The 17,979-nt window shown below is 50.7% G+C and carries 24 protein-coding genes; 8 read left to right on the top strand and 16 right to left on the bottom strand.

The genetic code is table 11. The features are described from left to right. Positions 1–5 precede the first annotated feature (5 nt). Positions 6–2,141 carry a transglycosylase domain-containing protein gene (locus tag HF685_RS10485; protein WP_168819833.1) on the top strand — a complete coding sequence of 712 codons (2,136 nt, stop codon included), beginning with the start codon at positions 6–8 and terminating at the stop codon, positions 2,139–2,141. A 15-nt stretch (positions 2,142–2,156) separates the two neighbouring features. On the opposite strand, the gene HF685_RS10490 is transcribed toward HF685_RS10485, so the two are convergent. Genes HF685_RS10490 through HF685_RS10500 form a run of 3 tightly spaced genes read right to left on the bottom strand, consistent with a single transcriptional unit; the run spans position 2,157 to position 3,935 of the window. After that, a complete protein-coding gene (locus tag HF685_RS10490) occupies positions 2,157–2,912 on the bottom strand; it encodes a M48 family metallopeptidase (RefSeq protein WP_168819834.1) in 756 nt (251 codons plus the stop codon). Next, a complete protein-coding gene (locus HF685_RS10495; protein ID WP_168819835.1) occupies positions 2,881–3,315 on the bottom strand; it encodes a YcgN family cysteine cluster protein in 435 nt (144 codons plus the stop codon). Before HF685_RS10495 ends, HF685_RS10490 begins: the two co-directional genes overlap by 32 nt. Continuing rightward, positions 3,315–3,935 carry an SCO family protein gene (locus HF685_RS10500; RefSeq protein ID WP_168821478.1) on the bottom strand — a complete coding sequence of 207 codons (621 nt, stop codon included), beginning with the start codon at positions 3,933–3,935 and terminating at the stop codon, positions 3,315–3,317. The genes HF685_RS10495 and HF685_RS10500 overlap by 1 nt, the downstream gene beginning before the upstream one ends. A gap of 312 nt (positions 3,936–4,247) precedes the next feature. Here HF685_RS10500 and HF685_RS10505 point away from each other — a divergent pair, with 312 nt between their 5' ends. Further along, positions 4,248–4,703, top strand: a complete 456-nt coding sequence (locus HF685_RS10505; RefSeq protein WP_425500157.1) for an ankyrin repeat domain-containing protein — start codon at positions 4,248–4,250, stop codon at positions 4,701–4,703. A gap of 22 nt (positions 4,704–4,725) precedes the next feature. On the opposite strand, the gene HF685_RS10510 is transcribed toward HF685_RS10505, so the two are convergent. The 11 genes from HF685_RS10510 to HF685_RS10560 all read right to left on the bottom strand — a co-directional run bounded on the left by HF685_RS10510 (position 4,726) and on the right by HF685_RS10560 (position 11,957). Continuing rightward, positions 4,726–5,259, bottom strand: a complete 534-nt coding sequence (locus HF685_RS10510) for an MmcB family DNA repair protein (protein WP_168819837.1) — start codon at positions 5,257–5,259, stop codon at positions 4,726–4,728. A gap of 79 nt (positions 5,260–5,338) precedes the next feature. After that, positions 5,339–6,061: a cell wall hydrolase gene (locus HF685_RS10515; RefSeq protein WP_168819838.1), complete on the bottom strand. Its 723-nt coding sequence runs from the start codon at positions 6,059–6,061 to the stop codon at positions 5,339–5,341. 188 nt (positions 6,062–6,249) lie between these two features. Beyond that, a complete protein-coding gene (locus HF685_RS10520) occupies positions 6,250–6,588 on the bottom strand; it encodes a DUF1491 family protein (RefSeq protein ID WP_168819839.1) in 339 nt (112 codons plus the stop codon). A gap of 34 nt (positions 6,589–6,622) precedes the next feature. Beyond that, positions 6,623–7,102 (bottom strand): PaaI family thioesterase, encoded by a 480-nt coding sequence (locus HF685_RS10525; protein WP_246218582.1) that lies wholly within the window; start codon positions 7,100–7,102, stop codon positions 6,623–6,625. Between the two features lie 9 nt (positions 7,103–7,111). Further along, positions 7,112–7,588: a PTS sugar transporter subunit IIA gene (locus tag HF685_RS10530; RefSeq protein ID WP_168819840.1), complete on the bottom strand. Its 477-nt coding sequence runs from the start codon at positions 7,586–7,588 to the stop codon at positions 7,112–7,114. 158 nt (positions 7,589–7,746) lie between these two features. Then, positions 7,747–8,322: a ribosome hibernation-promoting factor, HPF/YfiA family gene (hpf, locus tag HF685_RS10535; RefSeq protein WP_168819841.1), complete on the bottom strand. Its 576-nt coding sequence runs from the start codon at positions 8,320–8,322 to the stop codon at positions 7,747–7,749. A gap of 41 nt (positions 8,323–8,363) precedes the next feature. Then, positions 8,364–9,071, bottom strand: coding sequence for a DNA polymerase III subunit epsilon (dnaQ, locus tag HF685_RS10540; protein WP_168819842.1), 708 nt, complete (start codon positions 9,069–9,071; stop codon positions 8,364–8,366). Positions 9,072–9,098: 27 nt separating this feature from the next. After that, positions 9,099–9,698: a dephospho-CoA kinase gene (gene coaE / locus HF685_RS10545; protein ID WP_168819844.1), complete on the bottom strand. Its 600-nt coding sequence runs from the start codon at positions 9,696–9,698 to the stop codon at positions 9,099–9,101. Further along, the gene (locus HF685_RS10550; RefSeq protein WP_211051124.1) at positions 9,695–10,513 is read right to left on the bottom strand and encodes a shikimate dehydrogenase family protein; all 819 of its coding nucleotides are present in this window, start codon (positions 10,511–10,513) and stop codon (positions 9,695–9,697) included. The genes coaE and HF685_RS10550 overlap by 4 nt, the downstream gene beginning before the upstream one ends. Next, the gene (locus tag HF685_RS10555) at positions 10,510–11,103 is read right to left on the bottom strand and encodes a Maf family protein (protein ID WP_168821480.1); all 594 of its coding nucleotides are present in this window, start codon (positions 11,101–11,103) and stop codon (positions 10,510–10,512) included. Before HF685_RS10555 ends, HF685_RS10550 begins: the two co-directional genes overlap by 4 nt. Positions 11,104–11,111: 8 nt before the next feature. After that, positions 11,112–11,957, bottom strand: a complete 846-nt coding sequence (locus HF685_RS10560; protein WP_168819846.1) for a pyruvate, water dikinase regulatory protein — start codon at positions 11,955–11,957, stop codon at positions 11,112–11,114. A gap of 302 nt (positions 11,958–12,259) precedes the next feature. Between HF685_RS10560 and hemE the strand changes: the two genes are divergently transcribed. The 5 genes from hemE to HF685_RS10585 all read left to right on the top strand — a co-directional run bounded on the left by hemE (position 12,260) and on the right by HF685_RS10585 (position 16,463). Continuing rightward, a complete protein-coding gene (gene hemE / locus HF685_RS10565) occupies positions 12,260–13,294 on the top strand; it encodes a uroporphyrinogen decarboxylase (RefSeq protein ID WP_168819848.1) in 1,035 nt (344 codons plus the stop codon). Beyond that, complete coding sequence (locus HF685_RS10570; RefSeq protein ID WP_168819850.1) at positions 13,291–13,734, top strand: CopD family protein; 444 nt, start codon at positions 13,291–13,293, stop codon at positions 13,732–13,734. Before hemE ends, HF685_RS10570 begins: the two co-directional genes overlap by 4 nt. 154 nt (positions 13,735–13,888) lie before the next feature. Next, the gene (gene rho / locus HF685_RS10575) at positions 13,889–15,145 is read left to right on the top strand and encodes a transcription termination factor Rho (RefSeq protein WP_168819852.1); all 1,257 of its coding nucleotides are present in this window, start codon (positions 13,889–13,891) and stop codon (positions 15,143–15,145) included. A 15-nt stretch (positions 15,146–15,160) separates the two neighbouring features. Next, positions 15,161–15,889, top strand: coding sequence for a TerC family protein (locus HF685_RS10580; RefSeq protein ID WP_168819854.1), 729 nt, complete (start codon positions 15,161–15,163; stop codon positions 15,887–15,889). Positions 15,890–15,935: 46 nt separating this feature from the next. Further along, positions 15,936–16,463 (top strand): hypothetical protein, encoded by a 528-nt coding sequence (locus HF685_RS10585; protein WP_211051127.1) that lies wholly within the window; start codon positions 15,936–15,938, stop codon positions 16,461–16,463. Position 16,464: 1 nt separating this feature from the next. Here HF685_RS10585 and HF685_RS10590 read toward each other — a convergent pair whose 3' ends face one another. Both HF685_RS10590 and HF685_RS10595 read right to left on the bottom strand, forming a co-directional pair. Beyond that, the gene (locus tag HF685_RS10590; RefSeq protein ID WP_168821482.1) at positions 16,465–16,827 is read right to left on the bottom strand and encodes a nuclear transport factor 2 family protein; all 363 of its coding nucleotides are present in this window, start codon (positions 16,825–16,827) and stop codon (positions 16,465–16,467) included. 35 nt (positions 16,828–16,862) lie between these two features. Beyond that, a complete protein-coding gene (locus tag HF685_RS10595; RefSeq protein WP_168819858.1) occupies positions 16,863–17,564 on the bottom strand; it encodes a dienelactone hydrolase family protein in 702 nt (233 codons plus the stop codon). 127 nt (positions 17,565–17,691) lie between these two features. Here HF685_RS10595 and HF685_RS10600 point away from each other — a divergent pair, with 127 nt between their 5' ends. Further along, positions 17,692–17,961 (top strand): DUF6489 family protein, encoded by a 270-nt coding sequence (locus tag HF685_RS10600; RefSeq protein ID WP_246218583.1) that lies wholly within the window; start codon positions 17,692–17,694, stop codon positions 17,959–17,961. The last annotated feature ends 18 nt before the right edge of the window (positions 17,962–17,979 follow it).

Genomic DNA, 17,979 nt, shown 5'->3' on the forward strand with positions numbered 1-17,979 from the left:
AATATATGGCGCGGGGCAAAAAGAGAAGCAAACAGCCAGGAACATTTAAAAAGTGGTTCTGGCGGCTGTTTAAAACCGGGCTGATTGCGGCTTTTCTCGGTACCATAGCTCTTGCTGTCGCTGTGCTTGTTGTAAGATCGTCATTACCGGGTTACGAAGATCTCAAGTCCTCGCCAAATGGCCAGATGATCCGGGTGCTGGATGTCAGCGGAACAGAACTATTTTCTATGGGCCCGAGCTATGGCGAATGGCTGGATTATGACGATATTCCACAAGTAATGAAAGACGCAATGGTTTCGGTGGAAGACCGGCGGTTTGAGAGCCATTTTGGTGTTGATCCCATAGGCTTGATGCGCATCGTTAAAGTCCGTTTCGAGCAAGGTCGCTTCTCGCAAGGCGCGTCCACGATTACGCAGCAGCTGGCGCGCAACATCTTCCTCAACAACAATAAGACCTTTGGCCGAAAGGGCCGTGAAATGTTGCTTGCCTTGGCAATGGAGCGAAAATTTTCCAAAGAGCAAATATTGGAACTCTATCTTAACAAGGTCTATTATGGCGGCGGGGCCTATGGCATTGACGCAGCATCCCGCCGGTTTTTTGCCCATAGTGCCAGAGATTTGAATTTGGCCGAGGCGGCAATTATCGCCGGACTGGTAAAAGCGCCGTCACGCTATTCTCCCACCGCAGATGCGCAGGCTGCAATCGACCGCGCCACCGTTGTATTGCGGGTGATGCAGGATGCGGGCACAATAACAGCATCTCAGGCCGCCTCGACGAAACCAAAATCTGTAAAACTCGCACCCGAACCAAGGCAGAACAGTGTGCGTTATTTTACTGATTGGGCGCTACCGCAACTTGATCTGATCATTGATGAAGCCGTCGAACCCATTGAAGTATGGACCACCCTCGATCTGGGGATGCAGCGCGCGGCGACCAATGCCATTCAAACCGGAGCACCAGCCGGAGCGCAAGGCGCGCTAATTGCAATAGACCGTGATGGAGCGGTCCGCGCAATGGTCGGCGGCACCGATTATGTCACGTCCAATTATAATCGGGCAACCCAGGCCGTACGCCAACCTGGCTCGGCATGGAAAGTGTTCGTCTATATGGCGGCGCTCGAAGCAGGCTATTCACCCGACGACACAGTGACCGACGAACCGATTACCATTGGCGGTTGGACGCCGCGAAACAGTGGCGGCAGTTATGCCGGAGACATGTCTGTGCGTAACGCTTTTGCCTATTCCAAAAACACCGTTGCCGCAGCAATTGGCAATGATATCGGCACCTCGTCCATCGCCAATATGGCGCGGCGATTTGGCATTACCACGCCAATCAACGTAAACCCCTCCATGGTGCTGGGAACATCCGACGTACGCTTGCTCGATATGACGCGCGCCTTCGCTTCGATAAACGCAAAGGGTGTTGCGGTGACACCTTTCGGGATTACCAAAGTGACTACGATGAAGGGTAAACTGCTCTATCAAAGCAAATTTGACGGCAGCCGTGTGCTCGTCGATCCATGGGTTGCGGCGGGCATCACTGACCTGATGCAAACGGCAGTGAATGCGGGTACTGGACGCGCTGCCCAGATCGGGCGACCTGTGGCAGGTAAAACAGGCACGACAAGCAGCAACAAAGATGGCTGGTTCCTGGGATTTTCCAGTGGCCTTACTACCGGCGTGTGGATGGGTCGCGATGATGCCAAACCGGTCAATGGCCTTCAGGGGGGAAGAGCCCCGGCAGCAGCGTTTGCAGCCTTCATGAAAGTGGCGGTCGCCAAACGGAAGATCGAGAAATTCGATACCGAATTAGTGCTCCCTGAATGGCAGCTTGAGCCGGATGACGAAGCACTGTTTGGCGAGCCTGAGGAAGGCCTTTTTGTTGATGAAAACGGTATGCCGATAGAATCTGGCCCACCTTATGAATATGATCTTGAAGGCGGCGATGCAGCCAACGACCCTCAGCAATTGGATCAAGAATGGATAGATTCGGTCCTTGGCCGTAGCGACAATCCGGCAGCGAAAAAACCGCCGGCCAAGCCATCTGCAAAGCCTGCGGTACCACCTGCGGACAAACCAAAGCCGACAAGACCTGCAAGAACAGAGCCAGCTGTTGGTCCGGCCGCTCCGCTGGACGAATAAGCTCGATCGATAAGCTTAGCTTACCACCTTTGGGCCAATAAGGTGCAGCGCGCTGCCATGCTGTTTCAGCCAGCGGTCTGCCGCGCGCCGGTTCCCCTCAAAAATACTGTCAAGCAGGCCGTAAAAAGTCGCGCTATGGTTCATGTGCGTCAAATGAGCGACTTCATGCGCAACGACCGAACGACGAACCATCACCGGAGCCATAATCAGGCGCCAACTCAGCCGGATGGCTTTCCGGCCGGAGCAGCTCCCCCATCGCCGGCGCGCGTCGCCAACCGATAACAGCGGCAAGGGCGTTTCCGCGCGATCACAATAAAAGGCGAGGTCTGCGGCATAGGTTTCTTTCGCCTGTTCTTTCATCCAGTTTAATATTCGGTTCTGGATGTTAGCCTCGGGGCCGCCCACTTGTATCTCGCCACCCGCAATCACGGGCCTGCGCGCAAACTGGGGCGACCAACAGACAATGATTGGTTCGCCAAACATAGCTATTTGAGCGCCGTTCTTAATGGGTATCAAGGGCAGCGCACTGGCAAATTGCGCGGCAAGCCAATCTGATTTTGATTGCGCAAATCGTATAGCCTGAACGGTGTTAGCGTATTTCGGCATAGTCAGCCGAACCTCGCGCTTTATAGTATCAGCCGAGACCGCAATAGAGCGCGACTGGGCGAGTTTGCGAACACGCAACGGATAAACCTCGCCATTAAGCAAGATTTCCAGCGTATCGCTTGCCGGCCCAACCTTAGAGGGGCCGGTCGAGAATATGCTGTTCAAGCGGCCCAGCTTCCACCTCCGTTATTACTTTCCCGCGAATAGACGCCCCGGCTTCATGAATTGTCTGGCGGCTGCCTGATATCAGATAATGCCACTGAGGCAGCGGCTCGTTTCGCGCACGCACTTTATAGGCGCAGCTATCCGGTAACCATTCAAACTGCTCCAGTTTCGTCCGCGTCAGACGAACACAGTCCGGCACATAATAACGCCGACGGCGATAATCGCTGCATTGCGCGCTTTGCACATCCAGCAATTTGCAGGCAATGTTGGTCATATATATCTGACCATCATCCTCATCTTCCGCCTTCAGCAAGCAACATTTTCCACAGCCATCGCACAGGGCTTCCCACTGCGCACGGTCCAGCGTTTCAAGGGGTGCTTCCCAAAAAGGGGCGCCATTCATTATTGCGCCCATCGCTTGATTTCGTCGGCAATTTCCTGTGGCGTGCCATCATAAGGCAACAGCGCAATCGGTTCGCCCTCGGGACCAAAAAGATACGCCTGCCTGCTATGGTCCATAAGGTATTCACTCGCACCGTCTTCCTGGCGCTTTTCATAAAGAATAAGATATTTTTTGGCGACATCCGCGATTTCTTCCGCCGTACCGGTTAACCCCATCAATCGCGGATGGAAAGCTGCAACATATTGTTTGATTTGTTCTGGCTGATCCCGCTCCGGGTCAATGGTAACGAAGATCGGCTGAATTTTCTGCTCCAAAGCAGGGTCTGCTGTTTCGGCCAGCCGCAATCCCTGCATCAATCGCTGCAAATCAACCGGACAAACATCCGGACAAAAGGTATAGCCAAAATACATTAAACGATATTGGCCATCAAAATCACTATCTGCCGTTTTTCCGCCATCCTGATTGGTTAAAATGAAACTGCCGCCGATTTTAGCGCCAGCCAGCGGTGGTTCGGCAGATTGCGCCGCGATATCAGCGGAGTCCGATGGGTTGCAGCCTGATAATCCCGCGACTAAGAAGACTGCAAGCAATCCGAAGCAGGCGGTTTTAAGTTTGTTCATCATGCGGCCAGACATGGTCTGCTACATTAAATAATTCAACCTGCAAATGGGGCTATAATGACTTGTAGCGCGACAAGCGGTGCATAAACGGTTTAACAGGGCAAAATTATGTTTAGTGCTATTTCCAATATTTCAAAATCTGGCGCCAAACTTTTCAAGGTCCCGCGTTTGTTCGCTGGGTTCTTTTTGGCGCTGGCAATATTATCTCCGACCCCTGCTTCGGCTCAGTTTTCAGCGAGTTATAATTTTTTGAAAGCTGTGAAGGATCGGGATGGGACAGAGGCCACAAAATTTTTGAACGAGCCCGGCAGCGTGATCGTGAATACGAGAGATTTCAAGACCGGTGAAACCGCACTGCATATTGTTGTTGCCCGCCGGGATGCCACTTGGACTGGGTTTTTGTTACAAAAAGGGGCCAATCCCGATGTGCGCGATAAGTCCGGAACAACGCCGTTGATGCTGGCGACCCAATTGCGCTTCATTGAAGGCGTGCGGGTATTACTCAGCCAAAAAGCCAAGATTGATGAGGCAAATAATCAAGGCGAGACGGCGTTAATCCGCGCGGTCCAGCTTCGCGATTCAGAGCTGACCAGGGTGTTACTGGAACAGGGTGCCAATCCGGATCTTACAGATACAATTGCCGGCCTTTCTGCGCGTGATTACGCGACGCGGGATCGGCGGGCGGCAGCAGTTTTGGCGGAAATCGAAAAGGCGGATAGCAAAAAGAAGCCTGAGTCAACTGGCCAATTTTTCGGCCCAGAAGGCTAAGTCACCTCAGCCGGACGCGGTTTCAAAAATGGACATGATTCAAGTCAGAATCATCCCAGCCTTTTAATATAGCATGACGCTGCATCGCTCTGCGCGCGATTCTGCGGGTCTCGCTATTGCGTCGCGCTGCTGACAGCGCCTGAGTTTTTGCCGGTCGCACAATCTCTGCATCATAGGCATCTGCTATAATAACGCCGGCCCGTTCGGGCAAAAAATCTGGCTGATCAAGCGGTGAAGCATCCAATTCAGGCGGCAGTGCCCAGTAGAAACGATCACAATAGTCCAGATATTCGCGCCATTTATTGTCGCCCAACAAATCACCTCGCGCGACCTTGATTTCGATGAGGATAATCTGCCCCTTGGCGTCCAGTCCCATAAGGTCAGCCCTGCGATGATTGGGCAGGCTCATTTCCGGCATCAGCAATATGTCATGTCGATAGAATAGACGAGCGACTCCGCGCTCTACGGCCTTGGCACCAGACAAAATATCCTCAGAATCTATTTGTCCAGGTTGGGTTTGCTCTGTCAGATCAGGATTATTGCTATAAGCTGTCATTCTCGATCGTTAGAACATAAAAAGAACAAAATAAAGGCCCCCGATTGGGAGCCTCTATAAATTTCCATTGTCATCTGCTTCAGCGATAAAAAATATGATTGTCGATGGTTGCAATCCTCTGGAGGCGCCAGCCCGGAGATACATAGCGGGCGTGAAAAAACAAAGCGCCTTCAACTTTGCTGTCCCAAGCGTCATTCATTGCAATCTTCGCGATCGCAACCGCATTGCGCCAATGTCGATGTCCGGTATTGATGCGCGGCATCTTGCCACCGCGAACAAACGAAAACTGGCTACGCTGGTATACGACGCCACAGATGCTGTCTGGAAACCGAGAGGACTCGGCGCGAGCCATAACGACGCGGGCAACAGCCAATTGGCCTGCCAACGTCTCGCCTTTGGATTCGAAATATACCGTACCTGCCAAACACTGCATTTCGTCGCTAAGGGGGCCGTCAATCGACTGTTGGCTTACCAGTTCTTGCAATGATGATGCATCGCTGTTGTTGAAATCAGCATCTTGCTCAGCAGCAGCTGCCTCTTCTGCCCGTTTTTCATTAGCGAGCCGGTCAGCTTCGATAACGTCCTGCGGAATTTCTGAAGAAACTTCTACAAAGTCAGCAAAAACCACTCTTTGGTCAACCGCTTCATCGCTTGTTTCCAGAAGCGACGGATCAATAACAATATCCGCCTCGGGAACCTCATCTGATGCTTCAAAAGCAAATGATGCATCGGTAACCGACAAAGCCGCAACTGTTGTAAGGGCAAGCGATAATGCGCTTGCTGCTTTAAAAACTGTGCTCATAAACCTGTTAATTTATGCGGTGAGTCCAGTGTCTGCAAAAGCAGATTTGAATAAGCCTAAAAACCAGCCAACGGCTTATCCCCGTTCCCCCGTCTGCGTGTTTACCACCTGTCCGAATGACATCCCCAGCGGCAACCTTCGCTTCAAAAGTTGACCGTCAGATATACTGCACTGCAACAAAGTCAAACTTACTGACCCATTTCAGCGATGAGCCGTTCAGCATCCGGGATATCCAGTTCAATTAACCAGATATCGGGGTCAAACTTGGTACGCCGCGCGAGATACTCATCCAAATTCTGTTGTTTTTCAATGTCTTGCGGCCAAATCTTCTGCCACATCGAAGACCCATCAAGCATTGGCATTTTCTCCAGGAGCCTAGGGTTTTCACCCTTTTCGACGCAGATGACAAGAATGGATCCCGAGATCCGATCGCCTTTGCGAATCACCGCACCAAACCCGCCCTCCTGATTCACTTTCTTGAGCAGCGCCGTTATGAAGAACTCGCTCGATAGTCGGGGTTCAATCACAGGAATCGCCTTTTTCGCGCGGAAATGGCAATATTCACGATCCGGTTTTATAGCCGGGGAGACCGGCCAGCGGGATATGCGAACGCATGAAAGTCCCGGTTCCCCGGGCAATCTCTTCACCTTGCGAATCAATCAGCCGCGAATCTGCTACGAAAACCCGTCGTTTACCGCTGACCCAGCGCCCTTCTGCCGTGACTTTTCCTGCCTTTAGCGGTCGTGTAAATAGCAGGTTAAAGGCGGTTGTTAGCAGAAAGCGGTCTGATACCAGACTATTGGCTGCATAAAAGGCGGCGTCATCGAGCATTTTGAAATAGCTGGTGCCATGTACAGCGCCTGCAGCATGATAGTGGCGTTCATCGACTTCAAAAGTGATGCGGGCGTGGCCGCGCTCGGTAATTTTCAGCTTCGAATCAAACAGAGTGTTGATCGGCGCCTCTGCATAGAGCCGCTCCAGCGCATGGAAATGCTCCATAGCACCATTCGACTCGCCTTCATTTTCTTGATTCATAGACATGATGAAAGTCTATGCCGCTTGTTGCGCGCGCTGACCAGACAGTAGGGCAAAAAGTGCGTCGACGGTGCTGGCGCCCCTTAGTTTTCCCATGAATTGGTCATTTCTCAGCAATCGCGATATTTCAGCAAGCGCCTTTAGATGCTTCGCACCACTATTCTCCGGCGAAAGTAGGGCTAAGACTACGTCGACCGGTTTTCCATCATGTGCGGAAAATCCGATGGGCTTATTCCACCGGACGAAAACGCCCACACATTCATCAAGGTCAGGAATTTTGGCATGCGGTATCGCTGTTGCCCCACCAAATCCGGTTGAACCTAGCGCTTCTCGCGCCAGCAGACCGGCATAAATCTCTCCAGCATCCAGATCATATGCTGCGGCGGCCTGATCAGCAATTATCTTAACAACAGCCGGTTTAGATGGGGTGTTTGTACTATCCACATCATATAATATTGCATCAAAATCCAATCTGATGGACAAATTTGTCATCTCATATCCTCAACTTATCAGCGGAACATCTAGCAATCTTCATACAACGAAAAGCAAGCCTCCGCCGTGCCGCAGATCACATATCGGTTTGGCCATGGAAGACCGAAACTGAAGGAGTTATTCGAAAGGTTCGCTAACAGATATTAGCCAATGTGATTTTATCCGCGTGGTTCGACCCATCCGATCGTTCCGTCGGAACGGCGATAAACCATATTATGCGCCCCCGTTCCAGCATTTTTAAACATCAAGGCACTGGTGTTGCGCAAATCCATCATCATGACCGCATTTGATACGCTAGCTACAGGAATATCTGTGCTGGTTTCAGCGATGATTGGCGGCGCATCGGATGTATCTTCAGCCTCGTCCTCCTCCTCGTCTCCACTATCAAATACACGATAAGCTGCCTCTTCCTGTTTGGCGGCATATTGGGCTTGAACATGGTGGTCGTTTAAGCGGCGCATATAGCGGCGAAGCTGCTTTTCAATCTTGTCGGCCGCTTGCTCAACGGCCTGGTGCGCATCGCCGGCTTCGGCATCGCTTTTTAGCATCAGTCCCTGCATTACATGGGTAACAATATCGCATTTGAAATGGTTATGGGGTGCCTTGCTAAGTGTTGCGTGCGTGGAAATCGCCTTTGGAAAATACTTGTCGGCTATCGCGTTCATCCGCTCTCCGACATGGGTTTGAAGTGCATCGCCGGTGTCTACTTGATGACCTGAAACACGAATTTCCATATTTTATCTCCATTTTTTAGGTACGCACATTACAAACTGAGTTAAGGTCGTTTAGGTTTTCGCCCAAAGGTTATCTTTGATACCGTCGACAAATGCAGAGTGACGTTCCAATTCTTCTGCACTCGCCTTGTGGGGGCGGGGGGAATGAACTCTTTGCGAAAGGCAGCTCGGTGGGAGGCCGCTCGTTCAGGCTCTACTTGATCAGCTTTTTTGTCATCGGCAAGTCCGAGGCCAATTTGCCGACCGCCAGTTAACTCAATATAGAGCTGGGTGAGCAATTCAGCATCAAGCAGCGCACCATGTTTTAACCGGTGGCTGCGATCAATTCCATAGCGAGAGCATAATGCATCCAGAGACAGTTTGGCGCCCGGGTGCTTGGATTTCGCAATTGCGAGTGTATCGACCATACGGAATTGCGAAATTTCCGTATGACCGCAAAGCCGCAATTCTGCGTTCAGGAAATTAAAGTCGAACTGGGCGTTGTGCGCAACCAGATTGGCGTCACCCAGGAAATCAACCAGCTCTGCTGCGCCATCGGCAAAGAGCTTTTTGTCCGACAGAAAAATATCACTTAGGCCATGCACTTCCTCTGCGGCTTTGGGCATCGGGCATTGCGGATTATAGTAGCAATGAAAAGTCCGTCCGGTTTCAACGCGATCGACCATTTCAATACAGCCGATTTCGACCATCCGGTCACCATTTTGAGGATCAAAACCGGTAGTTTCTGTGTCGAAAATTATTTCCCGCATAACGCCAATATCGGACCGAAATTTCCGTTACGCAAGGCTTGCTTTCAATTTTTGCACAAGATTTTGCACCTGCTGTCGTGTTTCATCCAAAGTCATCGACGTATCAATCACCGAATCTGCCTTTTTGCGCTTTTCCGCGTCGGGCATCTGCAGGCCTTTGATCTTCTCAAATTTTTTCACCGTCATTCCCGGTCGCGCCAAAACGCGAGCCTCTTGGTCTTCTTTTGTAGCCGAGACGACTACGATATGGTCAACGCCCACAGCGCCTGATTTTTCGAATAAAAGCGGTATATCAAAGAGGACTAATGGTTCATTTCGATGGTCCTCGAAAAACTTCATACGCATGACACCGACGGCGGGATGAATTAGCGTTTCCAAACGCTTCAGGGCTTCAGGATCACCCAAAACCCGCGCTCCGAGTTTTTGCCGGTCCACACCCTGCGCTCCCGTTGTTCCCGGAAACAGAGCTTCAATCTCATCAACCAGCACGCCTCCTGGTCCTTGCAAAATATGCACCGCAGCATCAGCATCAAATAGCGGCACGCCTTCATCAACAAACATTTGGGCAACGGTAGATTTTCCCATCCCGATGGAGCCTGTGAGACCAATAATCAGCGGTTTGTTCATACCAGCAGCAACTTTCGGAGCTCGTCATCATGCTCGAGCGGCGGTGCTTTGCCAAAAAATATTTCAAAGGCCAAAGCCGCTTGGCCAATCAACATCGCCAAGCCATCAACCGTTTCTAGATTACGCTTTTTTGCCGCTTTTAAAAGACGGGTATCGAGCGGTGAATAGACCAGATCATACACAACGGCATCATCCAGCAGCATACTCAGATCAATATTCAGCTCATCTTGTCCTGCCATGCCAAGCGCGCTGGCATTGACTAGCAGCTTGGCATGGGGAAGCGTTGCGCCATGCTCTAGCGCTTGTCCTTTAAGTCCAAAATGCGCGAGAAGAACTGATGCTTTCAACGCGTTGCGGTTGACGACGGTCACGAGCCCCACGTGTATTTTGGATAGTGCAAACAGTACGGCGCGCGCTGCGCCTCCTGCACCAATCACAATAACATCTTGACCAGCCAGTTCCATATCTGCGATCGGAGCAAAAAACCCACCGGCATCGGTATTGGTGCCGAAAAGTGCATTTTGCTCGTCACGGGCAATCGTGTTCATCGCACCTATTGAGTGGCGAACCTTCCCCGGATCGGCGACATGATCCATCACCATTTGCTTATGGGGCATAGTCACGTTGCAACCCCGCCAGTTTTTGTCGCCCCGGCGGTTCGCAATATAATCTTTCAGGCCATCTGATGTTATATGACAAGCGCGATAATCTGCATTAATATCCAGTTTTTCCAGCCAAAATTTATGGATAATCGGGGATTTGCTTTGTGCAATCGGGTCGCCAATAACCTCAGCATAGGGCAATGCATTGCTCATGAAGGCAGCACTCCTCGAATCCGCAAAAAGTCTAGCAAATGAAGCAGCGGTAAGCCCATAATCGTAAACTGGCTGCCACTTAAATCAGAAAATAGCTGCGCGCCCCGACCCTCGATTTTATAGCATCCCACGCAATATTGGATATTGCTCCATTCCATCTCGACATATTCATCTATAAACGCATCACTTAGAGCCCGCATCGTGAGCGTTGCAACATCGACATGCCGCCAGACCGGAGAGCCTTGATCAGAAATGACCGCAGCGCTGAATAATATATGCTTCTTCCCGGAGAGAAGCCGCAAATGTGCTTTCGCGTCGTCCTTATCTGCCGGTTTGCCGAGCATTTGGCCATCTTCCATTGCCAAGACCTGATCCGCACCCAAAACCAGGGCGGGTCCAAGCCGGCGCGACAATTTAACGGATTTTGCTTCTGCCAGTGCGTCAGCAAGATTGCGGGCGCTAATACCTTCTGCGAGTAGACCCTCTTTGAGCGCTTCCTCGTCGACATTGGGCGCAAGCGCCTCAAAGGTAATACCTGCTGCTTTCAGCATGGCACTCCGCGCTTTGCTTTTGGACGCGAGAACCAGCATCGGTTCACTCATCCGCTCTCGCCTTGATCAACTGCGGCCTGCGCACCCAGATGCCGCTCATTATAGAAATTTATGATGGCAGCAGCCGATTCTTCAATCGACCGCCGGGTAACATCTATAACCGGCCAGCCGTTGTCAGCAAACATCCGCCGTGCATATTGAGTTTCGCGTTTCACTGCCCCTTCATCAACATAGTCCGTTTCCGGTGCCTGATTGAGCGATAATAAACGGTTTCTGCGGACCTGTACCAACCGACTTGCTCCGGTTATCAACCCAACCACCAAGGGGTTCTTGAGATGAAATAACGCGTCCGGCGGTGGCGATTCCGGTACGATAGGCATGTTTGCCGTTTTATAACCGCGGTTAGCCAGATAGATCGACGTTGGCGTTTTTGATGTTCTGGAAACCCCGGCCAGAACAATGTCAGCTTCTTCCCAATTTTCCCAACCAATGCCGTCATCATGCGCAATGGTGAACTGGATCGCCTCCACCCTTTCAAAATAAGCGGCGTCCAATATGTGCTGGCGACCCGGCCTAGCTTTGGCTTCCTGGCCCAACATATTGGAAAGCGCATCGGTGACGGTATCAAGTGCTGCTACTGTTGGTAGCCCCAAGTGGCGGCATTCCCGTTCCAGCCGCTGGCGGATATCGCGGTTGACCAGTGTAAAAATAACCAGCCCCGGGTTATCGGCGACTTCGCTCAATATCCGGTTCAAATGCGTTTCCGAACGTACCATTGGCCAGAAATGCTTGATTATCTCGACACCATCAAATTGCGCGAGCGCGGCTTTGGCAATATTTTCGAGCGTCTCGCCGGTGGAGTCTGATAGCATGTGAAGATGAAGACGATTCATAGCTTATAGCTTTGTGATTTCAGCGGGGATAAAGCAAGGGATGAAAATGGGGATAAAACACCTCTATACTTGTGTCCCCGACATCCGTTATTTTACCCACAGCCCACCAACATTGATAGTTTTTCTCCACAATCTGTGGATAGCGGGGATGAAAAACGGGACTCGGTAAATTTTCCGTTAACACTGATCTGTCAATCTGTTTGTAATATCGGCGCTGCCCGTTTACTCCATTTTCCACGGCCTATCATCAACAACAAGATTCTAAAATTTACTTATATATTATATTGGACCCACCTTACTTCATGCCTGACAATTACGATTCCCAAAAACTATTGCTCCAGACATTGCGCGGCAAGAAATCCGATCAGACACCGGTGTGGTTGATGCGGCAAGCCGGTCGGTATCTCCCAGAATATCGGGAGTTACGCACCCAAAAGGGAGGGTTTCTTGAACTCTGCTATGATGCGGAGGCAGCTGCAGAAGTGACAATTCAGCCGATCAAGCGATTTGGATTTGACGGGGCTATCTTGTTTTCGGATATTTTAATCGTGCCACACGCGATGGGCCAGAAACTATGGTTCGAGGCAGGAGAAGGACCGCGCTTGGCACCAAGGCTCGTCGATGCGGCGTTGTCGTCTCTGGAGGCCGCTCCAGAGCATTTTGAGGCTATTTATGCAACCGTGCGCAGGGTTGCTTCGGAGCTTGATGATAAAACCACCTTCATGGGCTTTGCCGGTAGCCCGTGGACGGTCGCAACTTATATGACACATGGACAGGGTAGCAAAGACCAGAGCGTTACGCGGCGCTATGCTTATCAGGATGAATTAGCTTTTTCGGAACTCATTGATGCGATCATCGATAACACTGTGGAATATTTGCTCGGCCAGATTGAAGCGGGCGTTGATGCTTTGCAGTTGTTCGACAGCTGGGCGGGGTCATTGTCACCGGCGCAATTTCAAAAATGGGTTATTGCACCCAATGCGGAAATTATTGCGCGGTTAAAGGCTGTCCATCCCGATCTTCCGATCATCGGATTTCCAAAAGGTGCTGGTGCAAAACTCATCGCCTATGCAAACGAAACTGGAGCAAGCGCGCTTGGCCTCGATGAAACGGTTGATCCCGTTTGGGCTGATAAAAATCTCCCGAAAGACCTACCGGTTCAGGGCAATCTTGATCCTTTGGCGTTGATTGTAGGAGGCGAAGCGCTGGAAAAATCCACTGCGCATATTCTCAAGACTTTCGCAGAACGCCCCCATGTTTTTAATCTCGGTCACGGCATTTTACCGGACACACCCATTGAACATGTAGAAAAGCTGCTTACACTTGTCAGACAATGAATGAGATCCTCTCCATGCTCTATCTCTGGTTAAAAGCGGCGCATCTGATCTTTGTCATTTTCTGGATGGCGGGGTTGTTCATGCTGCCGCGTTTCTTTGTCTATCATCAGGAAAGTGCTGTTGGTTCGCAGGAGGACGCGAAATGGATCGAGCGCGAAGGCAAGCTGCGCAAGATCATTCTCAATCCATCGCTGGTTATTGTTTGGGTGGTAGGATTGTTGCTCGCCTATAATATTGACGCTTTTAGCCAAGGCTGGTTCCACGCCAAATTACTCTTTGTATTGGCGTTATCCGGCTATCACGGCTGGATGATCGGCTATTCCAGAAAACTTGCTAGCGGAGAGCGGACCATGTCGGATAAAGGTTTGCGACTGGTCAATGAAGTGCCGGGGATTACCGCAGCGATCATTGTGATTTTGGTTATCGTGAAGCCTTTTTGATCGCGTTCCTCTCGGCTGGTTGACACGCAATCAGCAAAGGCGTAATTAATTACCAAAGCCCGTCCGGGCGAATTTTCATGTGACAATTGAACGGCGACACGCCACGCACATGCAAAATATAATGTAACATCCTATAAAATCTGGATAATTCTCCATGCATCTTAAAGAATTAAAAGAAAAAACCCCGGCTGGACTCGTGTCTATGGCCGAAGAAATTGGTGTCGAGGGCGCGTCCACCCTGCGTAAACAGGATTTGATGTTTGCGATCCTGAAGGAGCTAGCCGAAGAAGGCGAGCTCATAATGGGGATCGGCACAATAGAAGTATTACCTGATGGTTTTGGGTTTCTGCGTTCGCCAGAAGCCAATTATCTTGCTGGCCCGGATGATATTTACGTTTCTCCTAACCAGGTTCGCAAATTTGGTTTGCGTACGGGTGACACGGTTGAAGGCGAAATTCGGGCGCCTAAAGACGGTGAACGCTATTTTGCGCTGACCAAGCTGACCAAAATCAATTTTGATGATCCCGATGCCGTTCGCCATCGGGTGAATTTTGATAATTTGACTCCGCTCTATCCCGATGAAAAATTGACGCTGGATTGTCATGATCCAACAGAAAAAGACAAGTCCGCACGGGTCATTGATATTATTTCACCGCAGGGCAAAGGCCAGCGCGCACTTATCGTTGCGCCGCCTCGGACAGGTAAAACTGTCCTTCTGCAGAATATTGCCAAGGCCATCACAGACAACCATCCGGAAGTTTATCTTCTCGTGCTATTGATCGACGAACGCCCGGAAGAAGTGACCGATATGCAGCGTTCTGTGAAAGGCGAAGTGATCAGCTCGACCTTTGATGAACCGGCTACCCGCCACGTACAAGTTGCCGAAATGGTGATAGAAAAAGCAAAGCGTCTGGTTGAGCACAAACATGATGTTGTAATCCTGCTCGATTCCATAACGCGTCTGGGTCGTGCGTATAACACCGTGGTTCCAAGTTCGGGCAAGGTGCTTACCGGCGGGGTTGATGCCAACGCGCTACAGCGTCCAAAGCGTTTCTTTGGTGCTGCGCGTAACATCGAGGAAGGCGGAAGCCTCTCAATCATTGCAACCGCGCTGATTGATACCGGCAGCCGGATGGACGAGGTTATCTTTGAGGAATTCAAAGGCACCGGCAACTCTGAAATCGTGCTTGATCGCAAAGTCTCCGACAAACGTATCTTCCCGGCGCTTGATGTCGGTAAATCCGGTACGCGGAAAGAGGAATTGCTGGTCGAGGACGAGAAGCTCAAGAAAATGTGGGTGCTTCGCCGTATTCTTATGCAAATGGGTACGATCGACGCGATGGAATTCCTGCTTGACAAGATGAAGGATTCCAAATCCAATGACGATTTCTTCGACAGCATGAACCAGTAAGAAGCTTTTCAAACCATGATTGATATTTTCTCGTTTCTTGCGGCCGCCACTCCCGGACTCGGCTCTTTGTCGGATATCTGGGCGGCTATCGTCCATGATTTTCAGAATATCGGAACACCAGCGGCGATGGCGGCGTTCGGACAGGTAATCTTGATCGATCTCGTGTTTGCGGCTGACAATGCTATTGTCGTGGGCGCGCTGGCAGGTGGTTTGCCTCCGGAGCAACGCCGGAAAGTCATTCTGATCGGTATCGGTGCTGCGCTGGTTTTGCGGATTTTATTCGCATTGATTGTGGTGCAATTGCTGCAAATTGTCGGGTTGGTCCTTGCTGGCGGCTTGTTGCTCCTGTGGGTAGCATGGAATTTTTATCGCGAGATATTTCACAGTGGCGAATCTGCTGGTTCTCCTGAAATTGAGGGCGATGAACATAGCGGCATAAAGCCAACCAAGACCTTCTGGGGCGCGGTTTGGGCTGTCACTGCCGCCGATGTCTCGATGAGCCTCGACAACGTGCTTGGCGTGGCTGGAGCCGCGCGTGAGCATCCCGGAATATTGGTGGTCGGATTGTTGTTATCTGTTGCGCTGATGGGCCTAGCTGCCAATGTAATCGCGAAATATATCGAACGCTACAAATGGATCGCCTATCTCGGTCTTGCTGTGATCGTCTATGTCGCTGGCAAAATGATTTATACCGGCTGGGTTGGTGATAACCAGACAATCGGAGTGATGTCGTTTTTTGGGTAATAGACGGTTCGAGCTTATCGGTGCTAGCGCAGTTTTGCTGGATTTGATGATGTCAGATAGTTTTGAAAACAGGCTTTCAGGTGGTCACCCAAATTCTTTGGGAGACACTCTGAATGTTGTTGATGACATTCTCGCCGATCAAGAAAAGCTTACAGAATTGATTGAATGTTACGATTCCTCTGATGAGGTCGTGAGGCTGCGTACTTCAAATGCCTTGAAGCGTGTTCAGCTTGCGCGGCCAAGCTGGTTATTGCGGTGGACAGACCATCTGCTCGAAAATATCGCGCAGATTGATCAGGCATCAACACAGTGGACGCTTGCGCAAATATTTCGCAAAATGAAGCCGGATTTGACTGACTCTCAATATGATAGAGCCGTCACAATCTTGCTATCAAATCTCAAGCATTCGAATGACTGGATTGTGCTTACACAAACTATGGAAACTCTATCAAGTTGGGCCACGCGAGATGATGGGTTACAGAAACAGCTAAAGCCCCTTTTGCACAAGCATGGCAAAGATGAGCGTAGATCTGTCAGAAACAAAGCGGAGAAAATGCTGGTCAAACTGATCTGATCTAACCCTTCATCTTTTCCAGCATCTTGCCCATTTCATCCCACACTTTGTTGATCGCCTTCAAGGGGCGCACCATCACTTTGAAATCCTGAATTTTACCGGCGCTATTCCATTGGATAATATCGACGCCGTTGACATGGATGCCGTCCAGATCGAGCTCAAATTCCAGCATTGCCATATTGGCGCTTTCATCAACAATTTCGCGGACATAGCGGAAGCTGTCATTGCCCAGAACCACATCAGCGGCAGAGAGATAAGCCATGACGATAGGCTTTCCGGCTTGCGGGGTGTGCACGACGGGCGAGTGGAACACCGCGTCGTCCGCAAGCTGTTCACTGAGGCCTGACTCGCTTTTGCTCGCCATATGCTCGTGCCAGACTTTGAGATTTTCAGCCGTACTCACGCTAGATGTTCCTTGAAAAATGCTTCTGTTCTCTGATCCGCGAGTGTTGCTGCCGCATCATCCCGGCGCTCACCAAATTCTGCCGCAAAACCATGGTCGAGCCCTTCATAATCATGCAATGTAACCTTGGGATGATCATCCAGCCCACTATGCATTGCTGCTTGCGCATCGGCAGGCACAAAGCCGTCGGCGGTCGGAATATGGAGCATGACTTCATGCGCAATCGCATGTTTTTCACCGAGCAAGCCATCAATGCCAACGCCGTAATACCCAACGGATGCCCGGATATCAGTCCGGCAGGCCGTCATGAAGGCGAGGCGGCCACCGAGGCAATAACCGACGCAACCAACATTATGATTACCAATGGCGTTCTGCGCGTAATGAATCGTCGCTTCAATATCGCGAATGCCCTGATCCTGATCAAATTGTCCCATCAGATCGAGTGCTTGTTGAAATTCGGCCTCCACATCAGCATCCAGATCAGTGCCGTCGTTAACTCGCCAGAACAGGTCAGGAGCAACAGCCAAATAGCCTAGACTTGCCCAACGGTCACATTTGGCCTTGATTCCTTTATTGACACCGAAAATTTCCTGAATCACGATTATAGCCGCTTTGGCATTCCCGCTACCGGGCTTCGCTACATGACAGGGAAATTCTGCCTCGCCGCTGAGCGTATTGATATTTTCCATGCTTCCCATTTTCGTGCTCCTTGACATCATGACTTGATCTTTAGGTCACAATATCCCCATATCCTGTGCAAGCAAGGTTGAAGATGATCTGTCGCAGTGGGGAGGGACCTTCGCTGCGCGAGCAAGTAAGGAATATATGATGAAAGTTACCGTTGAACTCGATTGTACACCGGAAGAAGCGCGCACTTTGATTGGACTGCCGGACGTGGCGAAACTTAATGAAACTTATGTGAAGGAATTGTCCAAATTCCTTCAAGGCGCCAACTCTGTCGAACAACTCCAGAATTTCACCAAGATTATTGCGCCTATGGGTGAGGCGGGCGTGAAAATGTTTTCGTCTTTCCTGACCGGAGCCATGGGCGGCGGCTCTAGCCGCAGCAAGTCTTCAACGAAGAAAAAGGATTAGATATCAATTATTTATATA

Origin of the sequence: Parasphingorhabdus halotolerans (assembly GCF_012516475.1) — a bacterium.
GTDB lineage: Bacteria > Pseudomonadota > Alphaproteobacteria > Sphingomonadales > Sphingomonadaceae > Parasphingorhabdus > Parasphingorhabdus halotolerans.